An 18,897-nucleotide genomic window follows, 5' to 3' on the forward strand; every position below is an offset into this window, starting at 1 on the left:
GCCAGCTCCCACATTGAACCGGTTTTTTCAGTAATACTCGGTCAACTGTGGGAGCTGGCTTGCCTGCGATGCTCTTAGGCTTTTTCCCAGACTTCGAAGTTGTACGCCGGCTTGTCACTCTCAGCCGCATTCTCGACATTCGACACCAGCTTCCACTGGTTCAAATCAAACTCGGGAAACCACGCATCGCCGTCCGGGCTCAACGCCACCCGCGTCAAATACAGGCGATCCGCCTGCTCCAGCCCCTGGGCATACAACTGCGCGCCGCCGATCAGCATCAGCTCATCCACGCCCTGCGCCTTGGCCCATTCCTCAGCCCGCTCCACGGCCGCGTCCAGTGACGGAAAAACTTCCGCACCTTCCAGCGCCAGATCGGTCTGACGGCTGACCACAATGTTCAACCGGCCCGGCAACGGTCGCCCCAGGGAATCCCAGGTCTTGCGCCCCATGATGATCGGCTTGCCCAAGGTGGTGGCCTTGAAATATTTGAAATCCCCCGGCAAATGCCAGGGCATGCTGTTGTCGACGCCGATCACACGGTTTTCACCGAGGGCTGCGATCAGGCTTAAAGGGAGAGTTTTTTTCATGGCGACGAGAATACCAGAGCCGCGCGCGGCATACCCCAACCGGCGTTCCAGCGGTTATGCTCCAGGCTCACTGGCTCAACAGGACGGCGTGTGACAGCTCTGCCCCCCCTGCAAACACTCTGGCTGACCGAGACCGTGCGCCTGCGCGAGGAACACGCGGGTGCCCTGGAAGACCAGGAAGCCAATCGCCTGGCCCGCAGCGCCGGCGGCGACCTGCCCACGCGCATTCAAAACCGCGCGCTGTGGCTGGCCGAACGCGATGGCCTGACCGCCGCCCTGACCCGCTGGCTGCAAGGTGCGCGCCTGGCGCTGATCCTGCTGGCGGCAGTCGCCATTATCAGCGGCGCCGGCCTGGCGTTTGCCGCGCTGGGCAACGGGTTGGCGCCGGTTAATGTGTTCTGGGCCCTGGGCAGCCTGCTGGGTTTGAACCTGATCCTGTTGTTGAGCTGGGCCCTGGGCCTGCTGTTTGCCGGTGAACACGGCGCCAGTCTTGGCCGCCTGTGGTTATGGCTCAGCGAAAAACTCGCCCGCGACGCCAAGGCCGCGCAACTGGCGCCCGCCCTGCTGCTGTTGCTGCAACGGCGCAAACTCAATCGCTGGGCCGTCGGTGTGCTGGTCAACAGCCTGTGGCTGCTGGCCCTGCTCAGCGCCCTGGTGATCCTGCTGACGCTGTTGGCCACCCGGCGCTACGGCTTTGTGTGGGAAACCACCATCCTGCGGGCGGACACCTTTGTCGCCGTGACCCAAACCCTCGGCGCCCTGCCCGCCTTGCTCGGCTTCAATGTGCCCACTGTCGAGATGATCCGCGCCAGCGGCGATGCCGCCCTGAATATCGAAAGCGCCCGCCAGGCCTGGGCCGCCTGGCTGGTGGGCGTGCTGCTGGTGTACGGCATCCTGCCGCGGCTGATCCTTGCGTTGCTGTGCCTGTGGCGCTGGAAACGCGGGCGTGCCGCCCTGAGCCTCGACCTTAACCTGCCCGGCTACAGCCAACTGCGTGAACGGTTGATGCCCAGCAGCGAACGGCTTGGGGTCAACGATGCGGCGCCCGAACAATTGCACCACGTGATCGGCGGCGTCAGTGAACTGGAAAGCAACGGCGCCCTGCTGGTGGCCATCGAGCTGGACGACCAGCGCCCATGGCCGCCGAAGCTCCCGGCCAGTGTCAAGGACGCCGGCATCCTCGACAGCCGTGAATCCCGCAACAAGCTGCTGGAGCAACTCACCCGCTTCCCGCCCGCGCGCCTGGCCATCGCCTGCGACCCGCGGCGCTCGCCGGATCGCGGCAGCCTTGCGCTGATTGCCGAACTGGCCCGCAGCGCCACCGCCACTCGGGTCTGGCTGCTGCAAGCGCCCGCTGGCCAAGCCCTGGATGCTGAGCGCCTGGGTGATTGGCACACGGCCTTGCAACAACTGGAGATACCGTTCGCCGATTGCGCGCCGCTCACCTGGCTGGAGACCGGTCATGACTAAGCCCCTGAAACTTGCGGTGGTCGGCCACACCAACGTCGGCAAGACCTCGTTGCTGCGCACGCTCACGCGAGACGTCGGCTTTGGTGAAGTCTCCCATCGTCCCAGCACCACCCGGCATGTCGAAGGTGCGCGCTTGTCGGTGGACGGCGAAGCCTTGCTGGAGCTGTACGACACGCCGGGCCTGGAAGATGCCATCGCCCTGCTCGATTACCTCGAACGCCTGGACCGCCCCGGCGAACGCCTCGACGGCCCGGCACGGCTGGCGCGTTTTCTGGAAGGCAGCGAGGCCCGGCAACGCTTCGAACAGGAAGCCAAGGTGCTGCGCCAACTGCTCGCCTCGGATGCGGGCTTGTATGTGATTGATGCAAGGGAGCCGGTGCTGGCCAAGTACCGCGATGAGCTGCAAGTGCTCGCCAGTTGCGGCAAACCGTTGCTGCCAGTGCTCAATTTTGTCAGCAGCGCCGACCACCGCGAGCCGGACTGGCGCGAAGCCCTCGCCCGCCTCGGCCTGCATGCGCTGGTGCGTTTTGACAGCGTGGCGCCGCCGGAAGACGGCGAGCGCCGCCTCTATGAAAGCCTCGCCCTGCTGCTGGAAAACTCCCGTGGGCAACTGGAACGGCTGATACTTGATCAGGAAGCCCAGCGCCAGGCCCGCCAGCAAAGTGCGGCGCGGCTGATCGCCGAACTGCTGATCGACTGCGCCGCCTGCCGCCGCAGCGTGGTCAGCGAAGCCGAAGTGGAACAGCAGGCCATCAGCGAACTGCGCAAAGCCGTGCGCCAGCGCGAACAGCGTTGCGTGGAGGCCTTGCTCAAGTTGTTCGGCTTCCGCCCGCAGGACGCCGCCGCCAGCGATTTACCGCTGCTGGACGGGCGCTGGGGCGATGACCTGTTCAACCCCGAGACCCTCAAGCAACTGGGCGTGCGGGTCGGTGGCGGTATCGCAGCCGGCGCGGCGGCCGGTGCAGGTGTGGATCTACTCGTAGGCGGCCTGACCCTCGGCGCCGCCGCCCTCGCCGGAGCCATCGCGGGAGGCGCGCTGCAAACTGCCCGCAGTTATGGCAGCCGCCTGCTGGGCAAGATCAAGGGCCAGCGCGAGCTGACCGTCGACGACAGCGTGCTGCGCCTGTTGGCCCTGCGCCAGCGGCAACTGCTCAAGGCCCTGAACCTGCGGGGCCATGCGGCGATCCACAGCATCAAGGTCGACACACCCCAGGACAAGACCTGGCGCGAAGGCAAATTGCCCGAAGCCCTGAACAAGGCCCGCGCCCATCCGCAATGGTCGTCCCTCAACCCGCACCCCAAATTGAGCCAGGCCGAACGCCAGGAACAGGTCGAAGCCCTGGCCCAGCGCCTGGACGAGACCTAAGCCGCCAACAGTTGCTGGGCCTTGGACTTCAGCACTTCAAGGTCCAGCAACGGCACATGCATTTCCTTGGCCTGTTCATCCCAGTGGCGCATGCGCAGGCTGACGGCGCACAGCGGGTCCTGCTCGAACGCTTGGGCTTCCTCGGCGGTCATCACGCCGCCCTGGTAACCCAAGGTACGACGGCTGGCTTCGCTCAAGCGTGCGTAATAATCCGGCTGGCTGAAGGTCAGATAACGCTTGGCCTGCACGTGGTATTCCACCAGTTTTGCCATCCGCTCGCTGAAGCCTGCGCGGCGCAGATAATCGGCGCCCAGCCGTTCATGGCTGACCACACCATAACCGCCCATGTTCTCGCCACCTTGGCCGCAGATATGCCCGATATCGTGGAAGAACGCTGCCAGCACCACTTCATCATCGAAGCCCTCAGCCATGGCCAACTGCGCAGCCTGGGACATGTGCTCGATCTGCGAGACCGGTTCGCCGATGTAGTCAGCCGTGCCGTGCTGTTCGTAAAGGCCGAAGACCTCGGCGATTGCCTGCTCTGCGTTCATCACGCGCTCCCCCACAACTCTGTGATATTGCGCTCCGCCATCGCCGGCCCAACGCTCATGCCCACGCCGGTGTGCATCAACGCCGCACTCACCCCCGGCGCCGCCCGCAGGAACGAAAACGGCCCTGGGCCACGGGAACCATAGACACCCTGCCAGCGCTCCACGACCTGGATCTTGCAGCCCAGGGTATGTTCGGCCAGTTCGATCATCCAGTTGTCCACCTGTTCGGCGTTGAACGGTGAAGGATCGCTGCCGTAATGGTGGGAATCCCCGATGATCAGTTCGCCATAGGGTGTCGGGCTGATCAGCAGGTGAATACCGTTTTCATGCAGGTGCGGTACATCCCGCAGAATTTCGGCCTGTACCGGCGCGGCTTCCGGCAAGTCGGCGAAGGCGCCGTAGTGCACGCAGCTGAGGCCGGTCAGCAGCGCGTGTTGCAGGTTTAACTCCACCACTGGCCGGGCGCGCAGCATTTGCAGGCGGCAGATTTGCGGGTTGAGTTCGCCGATCTGCTCGGCCAGCAGCGTCTGGTAGTCGTGGCCGGAGCAGACAATGATCTGCTCGCCGTGAAAGGAACCGGCCGTGGTGTGTACCTGGCCGGGCTCGATGTCGCGGACCAGGGTAGAGAAATGAAACTCCACGTTCAGTTCGCGGCTCAGGTAGTTGATCAGCGCCGGGATGGCTTCGCGGGAATACAGTTGTTGATCATCCAGGCCGTGAAGCGCAGCGCGGTGATGGGCGAACTGGCCACCGTACAGCTCGTGCAGGGCGGCGCCTTGCAGCAACTTGACGCGATAACCGTGTTCTTGCGCGCGACCGGCGCAGAAGGCTTCAAGCAAGTGCTCTTCGGCTTCGGTGCGGGCGAACAGATAGGAGCCGTTGCGCTTGAGCTGGATGCCGGCGAGTTGCGCCCACTGGCCCCAGATTTCGCGGCTTTCCCGCGCCAGGTCGAGCATCGGCCCGGGCGGCTGGCCGGTGACCAGTGCCTGGCCGAAGTTGCGCACGGAAGCACCCAGCGGTGTGGCGCTGCGCTCGAAGACCTTGACCTTGAGGCCGCGTTTGGCGGCCGCATAAGCGTGGGACAGGCCGAGGATGCCGGCGCCGATGATCAGCAGTTGTGTCATGAAGACCTCTCGTTCCCACGCTCCGCGTGGGAATGCATCCTGTGACGCTCCGCGTCACGACTACAAAAGCGGACGCAGAGCGTCCAGAGCCGCGTTCCCACGCAGCGCGTGGGAACGATCGGTGGTTATTGTTTTTCCGACTTGCCGTCATAGCGCTTGCGCCATTCGGTCAGGATGCTGTCGCGGTTTTTCGACGCCCAGGCAAAGTCATTCTTGATCAACCGCTGCTCGTAGTCCGCCGGCAATTCGGTCTGCGGCTTGGCGATACCCGGCTGGGCCAGTACCGCGAAGTTTTCCTTGTACAGCTCCATCGCCGCGGGGCTGGCGGAGAAGTCGGCGAGTTTCTGTGCCGCGTCTGCGTGGGCAGTGCCCTTGATCACGGCAGTGGCTTCGATATCCCAGCCCAGGCCTTCTTTCGGCAGGATGATGTCCAGCGGTGCGCCCTGGCGCTTCAGCTGAACGGCCGGGTATTCGAAGGAAATGCCGATCGGGAATTCACCCGAGGCCGCCAGCTTGCACGGCTTGGAACCGGAGTGAACGTACTGGCCGATGTTCTGGTGCAGGTCGTCCATGTACTGCCAGCCCTGCTTCTCGCCGAAGGTCTGCAACCAGGCACTCACATCCAGGAAGCCCGTGCCGGACGAGGCCGGGTTGGGCATCACGATCTTGCCCTTGTACTCAGGCTTGGTCAGGTCCTGCCAGCTCACCGGCTTGCTCAGGCCCTGCTTTTCGGCTTCGACGGTGTTGAAGCAGATGGTCGCAGCCCACACGTCCATGCCGACCCAGGCCGGCGGGTTGGCGGCGTCGCGGTAGTTCGCACCGATCTTGCTCAAATCTGCCGGTGCGTAGTTTTGCAGCATGCCCTGCTGATCGAGAATCGCCAGGCTGGAAGCTGCCAGGCCCCAGACCACATCAGCCTGCGGGCGGGCTTTTTCGGCAAGCAGCTTGGCGGTGATGATGCCGGTGGAATCGCGCACCCATTTGATCTCGATGTCCGGGTTAACCTTTTCAAAGGCCTGTTTGTAGGTCTTCAATTGCTCGGCTTCGAGGGCCGTGTACACGGTCAACTCGGTCTTGGCGGCAAAGGCATTCAGGCTGAACGCAGTGAGCACAGCAGCGGCTAACGCCAGGGGCTTGAACATGGTGCAGTTCCTTTATGGGTGAATTATTGGCCGGGCGCGGTTTGGCGCCAGGCCTGGGAGCGGCGCAACAAGCCGCGTGAGGCCCACGCCAGCAGCAAGGACACGCCCGCCGAGGTGAACAGGATCAGGGTCGACATGGCCGCCGCACCGCCGACGTTGCCGGCGTCGTCCATATTCAGTACGGCGACGGCGGCGAGGATGGTGTCGGGGCTGTAGAGGAAGATCGCGGCGGAGACGGTGGTCATCGCCGAGACGAACAGGTAGCGCACGATGTCCAGCAGCGCCGGCAGGCAGATCGGCACGGTGACCCGCAGGTAATGGCGGTACAGCGGCGCCTTCAGCGACAGCGCGGCGGCTTCGAATTCCGCGTCCAGTTGGCGCAGGGCCGTGGTGGCAGTCATTTGGGCGGTGGTCAAATAGTGAGCAATGGTGCACACCACCAGCAACGTCATGGTGCCGTAGAGCACATGCAGCGGGTTGCCGTTGAGGTTGAAAAAGAACACGTAGCCCAAGCCGAGCACCAACCCCGGCACCGCCATCGGCACGAAGCTGAGCATGCGCAGCGCCAGGTTCAGGCCCTTCTGGCCCCTGGTCTTTTCCATCAGGTAGGCGCCGGTGAAGATCAGCACGCTGCCGATCAACGCGGTGCACAGGGCCATGGTGATGCTGTTGCGGTAGGCCAGCCAGCCGCCGCCGGCCGTGTCTTCGAACTGGTAGTGGGCCAGGGACAGCGACAGGTTGTAGGGCCAGAATTTCACCAGGGATGAGTAGACCGCCATGCCGAACACCAGCAGCAGGATCGCGCAGATCAGCAGGACGATGGCCAGGTAGCAGCCGTCCCGCAGTTTCGACGGCGCCGGCTGGAACACCTGGGCGCGGCCGCTCATGGAGTCGCCATGGCGGCGGCGCAACCAGGCGTCGACACCGAAGCTGAACAGTGCCGGCAGCAGCAGGACCATGCCGATCAAGGCACCGCGGCCGAATTGCTGCTGGCCGACCACAGCTTTGTAGGCTTCCAGCGCCAGTACTTGATAGTCGCCACCGACTACCACGGGCACGCCAAAGTCAGTGATGGTCAGAGTGAACACCAGGCAAAACGCGGCAAACACGGCCTGGCGCGTCGCCGGCCAGGTGATGCTGCGAAACGCCCGGGCGGGACTCGCGCCCATGCTCGATGCGGCGTCAAACAAACGTGCATCCGCCAGGGAAAGCGCCGATAACAGGATCATCAAGGCATGGGGAAAGGTGTAGATCACTTCACCAAGGACAATGCCCCAGAAGCCATAGATGTTGTCCGACAGCAGCCCGCGCAGCATGCCCTGGTTACCGAACAGGTAGACCAGCGCAATCCCGGGCAACATCGACGGCGCCATCAACGGCAGCAGCGACATGCCGCGCCAGATCGCCTTGCCCGGAATAAGCGTGCGTTGCAAAGCGTAGGCAAACAGATAAGCCAGTGGTACGACGATGGCGGCAACGCTGCCGGAAACCTTCAGGCTGTTACCGAGCAACCAGTGGAAATTGTCGCTGGTGACCAACTCCCGCGCCGCCACCAGGCCACCGCCCTGCCCGGCTTCACTGCTGAAGCCGCGCCAGAAGATCGCCAGCAGCGGCATCAGCACCGCGACGCCCAGCAGGCACAGCCAGAGCAGCTTGCCGCCGATAACAAAAATACGGTCGCCGAGTTCGGCACGGGAAACCTGACGAGCCACGTTATCGGGTATCGGCAGAGTCATATCGCGGGCCATCTCAGGCAAACACCTGCAGGCTGCGCGGGGGCAGCGCGACCCAGATGTCCTGGGCGCCAAGACGCGGCATGGCTTCCGGGGCCAGTTCGGCCAGCAGCGGATGGCCGGGCAGTTGGTCCAGCTCGAAGCTCATGCGGCAGCGGTTGCCGAGGAAAGTGATCTCGCGGACCTTGGCCGGGAACAGGTTTTCTTCATGCACTGGCGGGTTGACGCTGATGGCTTCCGGGCGGCAGAACAGACGGCCCGATTTCGCGACGCCTGCGTTGTCCGCCAGGCGCATATTCATGCCGCCAACCTGAGCGTGGCTGGCGCTGTTGCGACTGAACGGCAGCCAGTTGCCCTGGCCGACAAACTCGGCCACGAACGGTGTGGCCGGGCGGTCGTAGATTTCCTGGGGCGTGGCGTACTGCTCGACCTTGCCGTTGTTCATCACGGCAATGCGGTCAGCCATCAGCATGGCCTCGTCCTGGTTGTGGGTGACCATCAGGGTGGTGATGCCCAGGCGGCGCTGCAGTTGGCGCAGCTCGGTGCACAGATGCTCGCGCACCCGGGCGTCGAGGGCCGACATGGGTTCGTCCAGCAGCAGCAAGGACGGCGCCGGCGCCAGGGCGCGAGCCAGTGCCACACGCTGTTGTTGGCCGCCGGAAAGTTGGCCGGGGTATTTCTTTTCGCTGCCCACCAAACCCACCAGTTCGAGCATCTGCCCGACACGCTTGCGCACTTCATCACGGCCACTGCCGGTGAGGCCGTAGCCGATGTTCGCTTCGACGGTGAGATTGGGAAACAGCGCGTAGGACTGGAACAGAATGCCGTAGTCCCGAGCCTGGGGTGCCAGTAGGGAAACATCGCGGTCGCCGAGGTACAACTCGCCGCTGTCCTGGCGCTCCAGGCCGGCGATGCAGCGTAGCAAGGTGGTCTTGCCGCAGCCCGACGGGCCCAGCAGGCACACCAGTTCGCCAGCGGCGACGTCCAGGGACACGTTATCCAGCGCGGTGAAGGCGCCGAAGCGTTTCTGTACACCGCGCACCTTCATTGGCGCGCCGGGATTAGTCATGGCTGTGTTCATGGAGGCACCTCATCAAACTGATGAAGGTCATCCTAGGCAGGCAATGCGTCCCTCTTGTGGCAGAAAGGCAAAACGTGGCGATAGTGGTATTGGTGGATTTGGGTTGTGCCGACAGATTGTTCCTACGCTCTGCGTGGGAATACATCCTGTGACGCTCCGCGTCACGACCTTAAGAGCGGACGCGGAGCGTCCAGGCCGGCATTCCCACGCAGAGCGTGGGAACGATCAGAGAGGGGACATTTCCTGGGCCAACCCCAGGAAAGCCGCCGGCAACCGCGCGCCCTTTCGCTCTTTGAGGCAGTACAAATACTCGGGAATCTGCGGTGCATTTTCGATGGTCAGCACGCGCAATTGCGGGTCGTGGGGCACTTCCTGGCGGGCAATGATGCTGATGCCGATATTGCGCAGCACTGCCTCACGGATAGATTCCCGGCTGCCGATCTCCAGCAGCGGCCCGTAACTCACACCGGCGCCCTGCAACATCTCTTCGGTCAATCGACGGGTGGTCGACCCCGGCTCGCGCATCAGCAAGGTATGCCCGGCCAGCGCGGTCAGCGGTACATGTTCAAGTACCGCCAGCGGATGATTGCGATGCACCGCCAGCACCAGCGGGTCCATGCCCAGTACCCGGCGGATCAGGCGCGGGTCTTCAAGCAATTGGGATGAGGCAGCGACGTCGACGCGGTAGTCATCCAGCGCTTCCAGCACCTGCTGGGAGTTGCCGATCTCCACCGAAACCTCGACCTGCGGCAGCCGCTCGCGGAAGGTCTTGACCAGGTCGAGGATGTAATAAGGTGCCGTCGCGGCAATCCTCAAGGCCCCTTGTACCTGGCCACTGTTGCGCAGGAAAAACTCGATGTCCGCTTCCTGCTGCAACAGCGCCTTGACCATCGGCAACAGCCGCGCGCCTTCGTCGCTGACGGTCAGGCGGCGCCCGCCACGGTAGAACAACTCCACCGAGTACTGGCTTTCCAGGTGACGAATCTGGGTGGTCACCGTGGGCTGGCTGAGCCCGAGCTTTTTCGCCGCCTGGGTAATGCTGCCCAGGCGGGCGACCATGTAAAACGCCTTCAGCTCGGCACTCAGCACACCACCCTCTCATCGACTATTTGCGCAGCAGGCGCAGACCATTGAATACCACCAGCAGGCTCACGCCCATGTCGGCGAACACCGCCATCCACATGGTGGCCATCCCGAGGAAGGTCACCGCGAGGAAGATCGCCTTGATCACCAGGGCCAGGGCGATGTTCTGCTTGAGGATACTCGACGTTTGCCGCGACAGCCGAATGAATGCTGGAATCTTGCGCAGGTCGTCGTCCATCAGGGCCACGTCGGCGGTCTCGATGGCGGTATCGGTACCCGCAGCAGCCATGGCAAACCCGATCTCGGAACGGGCCAGCGCCGGGGCGTCGTTGATGCCGTCGCCGACCATGCCGACCCGGTGGCCCTTGGCGTAGAGCGCTTCGATGGCTTGCAGTTTGTCGGTGGGCAACAAGTCGCCCTGGGCCTGGTCGATACCCACCTGATCGGCGATCGCCTTGGCCGTGTGGGTGTTGTCGCCGGTCAGCATCAGGGTCTTGATGCCCAGGTCATGCAACTGCTGGATGGCTTCGCGGCTGGTGTCCTTCACGGTGTCGGCCACGGCGAACAGCGCCAGCGGGCCGGACTTGTCCAGCAGCAGGACCACGGACTTGCCTTGTTTTTCCAGGGCGAAGAGCTTCTTCTCCAGGGCCGGCGAGCACAGGTTCAGCTCTTCCACCAGACGGTGGTTGCCCAGGTAATAGACCTCTCCATTGATCTCGCCCTTCACACCGCGCCCGGTCAGGGCCTCGAAGTTATCCACAGTGTGCACGGTGAGGTTTTTGTCCACAGCCGCGTTCGCGATGGCCAGGGACACCGGGTGATCGGAGCGCCCGGCCAGGCTCGCGGCCAGGGCCGGTGCGCTGTCTTCCATGTTCGGGAACAGCGCCAGGTAATCGGTTTGCACCGGCTTGCCGTGGGTGATGGTGCCGGTCTTGTCGAGGGCCAGGTAGTCGAGTTTGTAGCCACCCTCCAGGTACACACCGCCCTTGATCAGGATGCCTTTGCGCGCCGCGGCCGCCAGGCCGCTGACGATGGTCACCGGGGTGGAAATCACCAGTGCACATGGGCACGCGACCACCAGCAGCACCAGCGCGCGGTAGACCCATTCAAACCATACGCCGCCCATGAACAGCGGCGGAATCAACGCCACACCCAGGGCAAAGATGAACACCGCCGGGGTGTAGACCTTGGCGAAGGTGTCGACAAAACGCTGGGTTGGCGCGCGGGCGCCCTGGGCCTGTTCCACGGCGTGGATGATCCGCGCCAGGGTGGAGTTGTTGGCGGCTGCAGTGACTTTGTATTCCAGGGAGCCGGCCTGGTTGATGGTGCCGGCGAAGACTTTGTCGCCCACGGTCTTTTCGATCGGCAGGCTTTCACCGGTAATCGGCGCCTGGTCGATGGTGGACTGGCCGGAGGTGACTTCACCGTCCAGGCCAATGCGCTCGCCGGGACGAACCCGCACGATGGCGCCCAGTTCAATGACTTTAACCTCCTGTTCAACCCAACTGCCATCGGCCTGACGGACCGTGGCCTGTTCCGGCGTCATCTGCATCAAGCCGCTGATGGCGTTACGTGCGCGGTCCAGGGACTTGGCCTCGATCAACTCGGCGACGGTAAACAGGAACATCACCATCGCCGCTTCCGGCCACTGGCCGATCAGGATCGCGCCGGTGACGGCGATGCTCATCAGGGCGTTGATGTTCAGGTTGAGGTTTTTCAGGGCGATCCAGCCCTTTTTGTAGGTGGTGAGGCCGCCGCTGAAGATCGAGATCAGCGCGACCAGGGCAATCACCCACGTCGGGGCTGCGTTGGTGAAGTGCAGCACTTCAGCCCCCAGCGCGCCCACGCCGGACACAGCCAGCGGCCACCAGTGCTTCTTCGCCGGCGGCTCAGCCGGGGCGACGCCTTCTTCGATGGGGTCCGCCTGCATGCCCAGGGACTTGATGGCGTCGATGATCGGCGCGGTCGTCGGCAGGTCGTGGGTGACGCCGAGAATGCGGTTGATCAGGTTGAATTCCAGCTGCTGCACACCCGCAAGCTTGCCCAGTTTGTTCTGGATCAGCGTCTGCTCGGTGGGGCAGTCCATGGCTTCGATGCGGAAGGTGCTCAGCCGCGAGCCCGCTGTCGGGGCTTCGGTCAGCTTCACCAGCGCCGGCGCGGCCTTGCTGGAACAGCAGGAATCGCCATGGCTGCCATGGTCGTGCTTCTGCACAGGTTTCAGCTTGGGGCCGTGATCGTGCGCGTGGTCGTGATCATGGTCGTGCTTGTGCGGGGTGTGGATGGAATCGCTCATTCTGTCGCGTCCGTAAAGGTGCCTGTTGCCAAGTAAAGACCCTGTAGCCACTATAGGGTCAAGCATCCTTTTGGAGATTGCTGCGATGAAGATCGGCGAATTGGCAAAATTGACGGATTGCCAGGTGGAAACCATCCGTTATTACGAGAAGGAAGGCCTGCTGCCGCCGCCTGCGCGCAGCGATGGAAACTACCGCCTGTACACCCAGGCGCACACTGAGCGGCTGGTGTTTATCCGCAACTGCCGCAGCCTGGACATGACCCTTGAGGAAATTCGCAGCCTGCTGGGCCTGCGTGACAGTCCTCAGGACCAGTGCGAAAGCGTGAATGCGTTGATCGACGAGCATATCCACCACGTCAAGGCGCGGATCGACGGGCTGCTGGCGTTGCAGGAACAGTTGCTCGACCTGCGCCAACGCTGCGGCGGCGGGCCGGATCTGGATCAGTGCGGGATTTTGCAGCGGCTGGAAGTCAGCGGGAGTGTCGCGGCCAGCGAGGCTGAGCCATCACATGTGGGCAGAAGCCACGGGCATTGAATGTGTACACAAAAAAATGTGGGAGCGGGCTTGCTCGCGAAAGCGGAGTGTCAGCCACTGAATGTGTTTCTGATACACCGTATTCGCGAGCAAGCCCGCTCCCACATTTGGACCGAGATCGCTTTTAGATCGCTACATCGGCCTTGATGCTCGGATCAGCGTCATAGCCCACGATTTCAAAATCTTCGAATTTGTAATCGTAGATCGACGCGGGTTTGCGCTTGATCACCAGTTCCGGCAGCTTCTTCGGCGTGCGCGCCAGCTGGGTCTGGATCTGTTCCATGTGGTTGCTGTAGGCGTGGGTGTCGCCCGTGGTGACGATGATCTCGTGAGGGATCAGGTCGCACTGCTGGGCCAGCATATGGGTGAGCAACGCCAGGGCAGCGGTGTTGTACGGCAGGCCGAGGAATACATCTGAGCTGCGGATGTACAACTGCATCGACAGATGACCGTCATGCACAAAAGCCTGGTACAGCAGGTGGCAAGGTGGCAGCGCTTGCTTGCCGTCCCGGGCGTTCTGCTGCGGGCTTTTGGTCTCGTCCGGCAGGTACTCGACGTTCCAGCCGTGAAACAGGATGCGGCGGCTGTTGGGGTTGGTCTTCAGCGTCTCGACCATGTAGTCGATCTGGTTGATCTTGCCGCCGTCCTTGGTGGGCCAGGCGGTCCACTGCTCGCCGTACACCGGGCCCAGGTCGCCGTCTTCGGTGGCCCATTCGTCCCAGATACGCACGCCATTTTCGTTCAGCCACTTGATGTTGGTGTTGCCACTCAACATCCAGATCAATTCATTGGCGATGCTTTTGAAGTGAAGCTTCTTGGTGGTCAGCAGCGGGAAGCCGTCGGCCAAGCTATGCCGAAACTGACGGGCAAACACGGCCTTGGTGCCGGTGCCGGTGCGGTCGCCCTTGGTCAGGCCATTGGTCACGACATCGTTCAGTAGTTCGAGATATTGCTTCATGTGTATACCTGTATCGTTGAAGCCGGGACCCTCGGGCCCCGGCGTTCGAATTTAAAGCGCGGTGTTCTTGATGCCTTGCGGGCGATTGTAAGCCCACCACAGCAGTCCCAGGCCGGCGATGATCATCGGCAGGCTGAGAATCTGACCCATGGTCACCCAGCCCCACGCCAGGTAGCCCAGCTGCGCATCCGGCACCCGTACGAACTCGACGATAAAGCGGAAGATCCCGTAGAACAACGCGAACATCCCCGAAACGGCCATGGTCGGGCGTGGCTTGCGCGAGAAGATATAGAGGATCAGGAACAGCGCCACGCCTTCCAGGGCGAACTGGTACAGCTGCGAGGGGTGGCGCGGCAATTGCGCCGGGTCGCTGAACGGCGGGAACACCATGGCCCACGGCACGTCAGTCGGCTTGCCCCACAGCTCGGCGTTGATGAAGTTACCGATGCGCCCGGCACCCAGGCCAATCGGCACGAACGGCGCGACGAAGTCCATCAGCTGGAAGAACGACTTGCCGTTACGCCGGCCAAACCACCAGGCGGCGATCATCACCCCCACAAACCCGCCGTGGAACGCCATGCCGCCCTTCCACACCTCGAAGATCAGCGTCGGGTTGGCGATGTAGGCTGGCAGGTCGTAGAACAGCACATAACCCAGGCGTCCGCCGACGATGACCCCCATCGACATCCAGAACACCATGTCGGAGAGCTTCTCCTTGGTCCAGGTCGGGTCGAAACGGTTCAGGCGCCGGGAAGCCAGCAGCCAGGCACCGCCGATGCCGATCAGGTACATCAACCCGTACCAGTGGATTTGCAGCGGACCGATGGCCACGGCCACCGGGTTGATCTGCGGGTAAGGCAGCATTGCGACTCCTCGTTAAATCAATAGTCATGGCGCATCGGACCATGCCGGTGCGCGATTAAGCCTGCGTTACAGCAAAAAATTCAGCCCTACGCAAAACAGCAGCCCGGCGAACAGCCGCTTGAGCAAGCGCGGCGACAACCGGTGCGCCAGGCGCGCGCCGAAACGGGCCGCCACCATGCTGGTCAGGGCGATGCCCAGCAGCGCCGGCAAGTACACAAAGCCGAGACTATGATCGGGCAGCAGCGGATCATGCCAGCCCAGAATCATGAAACTTAACGCACTGGCCAGGGCGATCGGCAAGCCGCAGGCCGACGAAGTGGCCACTGCCTGCTGCATCGGCACGCTGCGCCAGGTCAGGAACGGCACGGTCAACGAACCGCCGCCGGTGCCGAAAATTGCCGACGACCAGCCGATCACGCCACCCGCCAGGGTCAGGCCAAGCTTGCCCGGCACCTGGCGGCTGGCCTTGGGCTTGAGCTCCAGGGTCATCTGCACGGCGATCACCAGGGCGAACACACCGATGATTTTCTGTAGATGCGGCCCGGAGATCGCCTCGGCGGTCAGCGCGCCAACGCCCGCGCCCAGCAGGATACCCACGGCCATCCATACGAAGATCGGCCAGCGCACGGCGCCGCGCCGATGATGCTCACGCACCGCATTCACCGACGTGAAGATAATAGACGCCAGGGACGTGCCGACAGCGAGGTGGGTCAGCACCGCGGGATCGAAGCCCTGCAAGGTGAAGCTGAACACCAGCACCGGCACAATAATGATGCCGCCGCCCACGCCGAACAGCCCGGCGAGCATGCCCGCGCAGGATCCCAGCAGCAAATACAGCAGAAATTCCATGGGAGCCCCCGAAAACAGACCGGCATGTTAACGGATGCAAAGCACAGGGTTCTATGGGTAGAGTGGGCAAAACACAAAGGGATCGCCTTATGTGCCTGATTGTTTTCGCCTGGCGGCCGGGCCACGCCCAGCCGCTGATCGTCGCGGCCAACCGTGATGAATTTTATGCCCGGCCCAGTTTGCCGTTGGCCCAGTGGCTGGATGCGCCCCATGTTTACGCGGGCAGGGACCAGGAAGCGGGAGGGACCTGGCTGGGAGTTGGCGCAGACGGGCGCTTTGCGGCGCTGACCAATATCCGTGACCCGCACCAGCCGCCGGCGCGCAAGTCGCGGGGTGAGTTGGTGGCGCGCTTTCTCAGCGGTTCGCTGTCGATTGACGACTATTTGGCCGACGTTAATGGCAGATCGATTGAATATGCCGGGTTTAACCTGCTGGTCGGGACGCGGGACGAGCTTTGGCATTACAACGCCAAGGAATCTGCGCCGACACCATTGGTGGCGGGGGTTTATGGGTTATCCAATGCAGGGCTGGATACGCCGTGGCCGAAGTTGTTGAAGGCCAAGGCGGCGCTGACAGAAGTGCTGGACGATCCGCAGCCTGAAGCCTTGCTGGGGATTTTGAGCGACCCGCAGACCGCGCCGTTTGCCGACTTGCCGGATACCGGCGTGGGCTTGGCGACGGAGAGTCTGTTGTCGAGCGTGTTTATTGCCAGCCCCAGCTACGGGACGCGGGCGAGCACGGCGCTGATTGTGAATGCCGACGGGACGCGACATATCGTGGAGCGCAGTTTTGGGCCGTATGGCGGACAGTTGGGTGAAGTTGAACTCAAAATCTGAACCTCACGCAAATCAAATGTGGGAGCGGGCTTGCTCGCGAAGGCGGCGTGTCAGCCAATACATAAGCTGACTGATGCACCGCTTTCGCGAGCAAGCCCGCTCCCACATTTCGATTGGGGACAGGCTCTGAAATCCGGTTAGAGGCTCTTTGCAGACGCCGGGTTGATCATCCGCGCCAACCCAAGGTTCTTCAGCGCCAATTGCAGCGAGCTGTGGATAACTTGCGGGTTGTCGATAGTCATCAACTCCGCCAGCAGCTCCTTGGCCCGGCTCAGGTTGATCTGGCGCAGCATCCATTTCACCTTCGGCAAGTTGGTGGCGTTCATCGACAGGCTGTCAAAGCCCATCGCCATCAACAGTACGGCCGCCGCCGGGTCACCGGCCATCTCGCCGCAGATACTCACCTGCTTGCCTTCGGCATGGGCGTCGCGCACCACGTTCTGCAAGGCTTGCAGCACCGCCGGGTGCAGGTAGTCGTAGAGGTCGGCCACCCGCGGGTTGTTGCGGTCCACGGCCAGCAGGTACTGGGTCAGGTCGTTGGAGCCCACCGACAGGAAGTCCACCTGCCGCGCCAGCTCCTTAGCCTGGTACACCGCCGCCGGAATCTCGATCATCACGCCAATCGGCGGCATCGGCACGTCGGCGCCTTCGTCGCGCACTTCGCCCCAGGCCCGGTGGATCAGGTGCAGGGCTTCTTCCAGCTCGTGGGTGCCGGAGATCATCGGGAGCAGGATGCGCAGGTTGTTCAGGCCTTCGCTGGCCTTGAGCATCGCGCGGGTCTGGACGAGGAAGATTTCAGGATGGTCGAGGGTAACGCGAATACCGCGCCAACCAAGGAAGGGGTTGTCTTCCTTGATGGGGAAATACGACAGTGACTTGTCGCCGCCAATGTCCAGGCTGCGCATGGTCACCGGTAACGGATGGAAGGCGGACAATTGCTCGCGATAAATCGCCAGCTGCTCCTTCTCACTCGGAAAACGCTGGTTGATCATGAACGGCACTTCGGTGCGGTACAGGCCCACCCCTTCGGCGCCGCGCTGTTGTGCACGTGCCACGTCCGCCAGCAGGCCGGTGTTGACCAGCAGCGGTACGCGGTGGCCGTCGAGGGTCACGCACGGCAGTTCCCGCAGGGCGTCGAGGCCCTGGGACAGCTGGCGTTCTTCTTCCACCACTTCGGCGTATTGCTTGCGCAGCACTTCGCTGGGGTTGGTGTAGACCTCGCCGTGGTAGCCGTCGACGATCATTTCGATGCCGTCGACCTTGGAATACGGCAGGTCCACCAGACCCATAACCGTCGGAATGCCCATGGCCCGGGCCAGGATCGCGACGTGGGAGTTGCCCGAACCCAGTACCGAGGCCAGGCCCACCAGTTTGCCTTCCGGCACTTCGCCGAGCATGGTGGCGGTCAGTTCTTCACTGATCAGGATGGTGTTGTCGGGGTACACCAACGTGGTCGAGCGCTCTTCCTGCAGGTAGGCCAGCAGACGGCGACCGAGGTCCTTCACGTCCGAGGCGCGCTCGCGCAGGTAGGCGTCGTCCATCAATTCGAAACGGTTGACGTGATCGGTGACCACCTGGCGCAGCGCGCCCTGGGCCCACTGGCCGGTCTTGATCACGTCCTTGACTTCGCTGCCCAGGGACGCGTCGTCGAGCATCATCAGGTACACGTCGAACAACGCCCGCTCTTCAGGCCGCAGCTGGGTGGCCAGCTTGGTCGAGAGGGTGCGCATGTCATTGCGCACGCCTTCCAGGGCGGTCTTGAACAGGATGATTTCAGCGTCGATGTCGGTGACGGTCTTGTCCGGCACCACGTCCAGGTCGGCGGGCGGCAGCATGACCACGGCGGTACCGACAGCAGCACCCGGCGAACCCGGCACGCCGACGAACTTGGCTTCCTGGATGCCCTTGCCCTGGCGCCCCAGGCCGCGAATCGAACCGGTGGCCTCGGCGTGGGCGATAACCCCGGCGAGCTGCGCGCTCATGGTCACAAGGAAGGCTTCTTCACCTTCGTCGAACTGGCGGCGTTCTTTCTGCTGGATGACCAACACGCCGACAACGCGGCGGTGGTGAATGATCGGCGCACCGAGGAACGAGGCGTAGCGCTCTTCACCGGTTTCGGCAAAGTAGCGATAACGCGGGTGATCGGCCGCGTTTTCGAGGTTCAGGGGTTCTTCACGCGTCCCCACCAGGCCCACCAGACCTTCATTGGGCGCCATGCTGACCTTGCCGATGGAGCGCTTGTTCAAGCCCTCGGTGGCCATCAGGACAAAACGGTTGGTCTCGGGGTCCAGCAGGTAAACCGAGCAGACCTGGCTGCCCATGGCTTCCTTGACGCGCAACACAATAATCCCCAACGCCGCCTTGAGATCCTTGGCGGAGTTAACTTCCTGGACGATCTTGCGCAGCGTATTGAGCATGGCTCGGG

Annotated in this window: 16 protein-coding genes; 4 read left to right on the forward strand and 12 right to left on the reverse strand. The window is 63.1% G+C overall.

The window, feature by feature from the left end; all coding sequences use genetic code 11:
- Positions 1 to 74: 74 nt before the first annotated feature.
- A complete protein-coding gene (locus HX839_RS05840; protein ID WP_177066847.1) occupies positions 75 to 587 on the reverse strand; it encodes a dihydrofolate reductase in 513 nt (170 codons plus the stop codon).
- A 90-nt stretch (positions 588 to 677) separates the two neighbouring features.
- Between HX839_RS05840 and HX839_RS05845 the strand changes: the two genes are divergently transcribed.
- Complete coding sequence (locus HX839_RS05845) at positions 678 to 2,057, forward strand: DUF2868 domain-containing protein (RefSeq protein WP_177066848.1); 1,380 nt, start codon at positions 678 to 680, stop codon at positions 2,055 to 2,057.
- Entirely contained in the window at positions 2,050 to 3,423 is a 1,374-nt protein-coding gene (locus HX839_RS05850) for a DUF3482 domain-containing protein (protein WP_102604114.1), read from the forward strand. Before HX839_RS05845 ends, HX839_RS05850 begins: the two co-directional genes overlap by 8 nt.
- Here HX839_RS05850 and HX839_RS05855 read toward each other — a convergent pair.
- The 7 genes from HX839_RS05855 to HX839_RS05885 all read right to left on the reverse strand — a co-directional run bounded on the left by HX839_RS05855 (position 3,420) and on the right by HX839_RS05885 (position 12,430).
- Positions 3,420 to 3,974 (reverse strand): phosphonate degradation HD-domain oxygenase, encoded by a 555-nt coding sequence (locus HX839_RS05855; protein WP_177066849.1) that lies wholly within the window; start codon positions 3,972 to 3,974, stop codon positions 3,420 to 3,422. The genes HX839_RS05850 and HX839_RS05855 overlap by 4 nt on opposite strands.
- A complete protein-coding gene (locus HX839_RS05860) occupies positions 3,974 to 5,098 on the reverse strand; it encodes a TIGR03364 family FAD-dependent oxidoreductase (protein ID WP_177066850.1) in 1,125 nt (374 codons plus the stop codon). Before HX839_RS05860 ends, HX839_RS05855 begins: the two co-directional genes overlap by 1 nt.
- A gap of 125 nt (positions 5,099 to 5,223) precedes the next feature.
- Complete coding sequence (locus HX839_RS05865; RefSeq protein WP_003213811.1) at positions 5,224 to 6,240, reverse strand: putative 2-aminoethylphosphonate ABC transporter substrate-binding protein; 1,017 nt, start codon at positions 6,238 to 6,240, stop codon at positions 5,224 to 5,226.
- A gap of 23 nt (positions 6,241 to 6,263) precedes the next feature.
- Positions 6,264 to 7,988, reverse strand: coding sequence for a putative 2-aminoethylphosphonate ABC transporter permease subunit (locus HX839_RS05870; RefSeq protein ID WP_177066851.1), 1,725 nt, complete (start codon positions 7,986 to 7,988; stop codon positions 6,264 to 6,266).
- Position 7,989: 1 nt separating this feature from the next.
- Positions 7,990 to 9,054, reverse strand: coding sequence for a putative 2-aminoethylphosphonate ABC transporter ATP-binding protein (locus tag HX839_RS05875; protein ID WP_023659299.1), 1,065 nt, complete (start codon positions 9,052 to 9,054; stop codon positions 7,990 to 7,992).
- Positions 9,055 to 9,279: 225 nt separating this feature from the next.
- Positions 9,280 to 10,143, reverse strand: a complete 864-nt coding sequence (locus HX839_RS05880; RefSeq protein WP_008438952.1) for a LysR family transcriptional regulator — start codon at positions 10,141 to 10,143, stop codon at positions 9,280 to 9,282.
- Positions 10,144 to 10,159: 16 nt separating this feature from the next.
- The gene (locus tag HX839_RS05885) at positions 10,160 to 12,430 is read right to left on the reverse strand and encodes a heavy metal translocating P-type ATPase (RefSeq protein ID WP_177066852.1); all 2,271 of its coding nucleotides are present in this window, start codon (positions 12,428 to 12,430) and stop codon (positions 10,160 to 10,162) included.
- Between the two features lie 85 nt (positions 12,431 to 12,515).
- On the opposite strand from HX839_RS05885, the gene cadR reads away from it, so the two are divergent.
- Entirely contained in the window at positions 12,516 to 12,965 is a 450-nt protein-coding gene (gene cadR, locus HX839_RS05890) for a Cd(II)/Pb(II)-responsive transcriptional regulator (protein ID WP_017476559.1), read from the forward strand.
- Positions 12,966 to 13,089: 124 nt separating this feature from the next.
- Here the strand turns inward: cadR and HX839_RS05895 are convergent, their stop codons facing one another.
- The 3 genes from HX839_RS05895 to HX839_RS05905 all read right to left on the reverse strand — a co-directional run bounded on the left by HX839_RS05895 (position 13,090) and on the right by HX839_RS05905 (position 15,636).
- Complete coding sequence (locus HX839_RS05895) at positions 13,090 to 13,923, reverse strand: thymidylate synthase (RefSeq protein WP_003213821.1); 834 nt, start codon at positions 13,921 to 13,923, stop codon at positions 13,090 to 13,092.
- Positions 13,924 to 13,974: 51 nt separating this feature from the next.
- The gene (gene lgt / locus HX839_RS05900; protein WP_003213823.1) at positions 13,975 to 14,787 is read right to left on the reverse strand and encodes a prolipoprotein diacylglyceryl transferase; all 813 of its coding nucleotides are present in this window, start codon (positions 14,785 to 14,787) and stop codon (positions 13,975 to 13,977) included.
- A gap of 66 nt (positions 14,788 to 14,853) precedes the next feature.
- Positions 14,854 to 15,636 (reverse strand): sulfite exporter TauE/SafE family protein, encoded by a 783-nt coding sequence (locus HX839_RS05905; RefSeq protein WP_003213825.1) that lies wholly within the window; start codon positions 15,634 to 15,636, stop codon positions 14,854 to 14,856.
- A gap of 89 nt (positions 15,637 to 15,725) precedes the next feature.
- On the opposite strand from HX839_RS05905, the gene HX839_RS05910 reads away from it, so the two are divergent.
- On the forward strand, positions 15,726 to 16,472 hold the full coding sequence (locus HX839_RS05910) for an NRDE family protein (RefSeq protein WP_003213826.1): 747 nt from the start codon (positions 15,726 to 15,728) through the stop codon (positions 16,470 to 16,472).
- A 137-nt stretch (positions 16,473 to 16,609) separates the two neighbouring features.
- Here HX839_RS05910 and ptsP read toward each other — a convergent pair whose 3' ends face one another.
- Positions 16,610 to 18,889: a phosphoenolpyruvate--protein phosphotransferase gene (gene ptsP, locus HX839_RS05915; RefSeq protein ID WP_177066853.1), complete on the reverse strand. Its 2,280-nt coding sequence runs from the start codon at positions 18,887 to 18,889 to the stop codon at positions 16,610 to 16,612.
- Between the last annotated feature and the right edge of the window lie 8 nt (positions 18,890 to 18,897).

Origin of the sequence: Pseudomonas sp. I8001, from assembly GCF_013385345.1 — a bacterium.
Classification (GTDB): domain Bacteria; phylum Pseudomonadota; class Gammaproteobacteria; order Pseudomonadales; family Pseudomonadaceae; genus Aquipseudomonas.

Coding starts and splice junctions, on each gene's coding strand:
- HX839_RS05840 (WP_177066847.1), bottom strand. CDS start 587: ATGAAAAAAACTCTCCCTTTAAGCCTGATCGCAGCCCTCGGTGAAAAC.
- HX839_RS05850 (WP_102604114.1), top strand. CDS start 2,050: ATGACTAAGCCCCTGAAACTTGCGGTGGTCGGCCACACCAACGTCGGC.
- HX839_RS05855 (WP_177066849.1), bottom strand. CDS start 3,974: ATGAACGCAGAGCAGGCAATCGCCGAGGTCTTCGGCCTTTACGAACAG.
- HX839_RS05860 (WP_177066850.1), bottom strand. CDS start 5,098: ATGACACAACTGCTGATCATCGGCGCCGGCATCCTCGGCCTGTCCCAC.
- HX839_RS05865 (WP_003213811.1), bottom strand. CDS start 6,240: ATGTTCAAGCCCCTGGCGTTAGCCGCTGCTGTGCTCACTGCGTTCAGC.
- HX839_RS05870 (WP_177066851.1), bottom strand. CDS start 7,988: ATGGCCCGCGATATGACTCTGCCGATACCCGATAACGTGGCTCGTCAG.
- HX839_RS05875 (WP_023659299.1), bottom strand. CDS start 9,054: ATGAACACAGCCATGACTAATCCCGGCGCGCCAATGAAGGTGCGCGGT.
- HX839_RS05885 (WP_177066852.1), bottom strand. CDS start 12,430: ATGAGCGATTCCATCCACACCCCGCACAAGCACGACCATGATCACGAC.
- cadR (WP_017476559.1), top strand. CDS start 12,516: ATGAAGATCGGCGAATTGGCAAAATTGACGGATTGCCAGGTGGAAACC.
- HX839_RS05895 (WP_003213821.1), bottom strand. CDS start 13,923: ATGAAGCAATATCTCGAACTACTGAACGATGTCGTGACCAATGGCCTG.
- lgt (WP_003213823.1), bottom strand. CDS start 14,787: ATGCTGCCTTACCCGCAGATCAACCCGGTGGCCGTGGCCATCGGTCCG.
- HX839_RS05905 (WP_003213825.1), bottom strand. CDS start 15,636: ATGGAATTTCTGCTGTATTTGCTGCTGGGATCCTGCGCGGGCATGCTC.
- HX839_RS05910 (WP_003213826.1), top strand. CDS start 15,726: ATGTGCCTGATTGTTTTCGCCTGGCGGCCGGGCCACGCCCAGCCGCTG.
- ptsP (WP_177066853.1), bottom strand. CDS start 18,889: ATGCTCAATACGCTGCGCAAGATCGTCCAGGAAGTTAACTCCGCCAAG.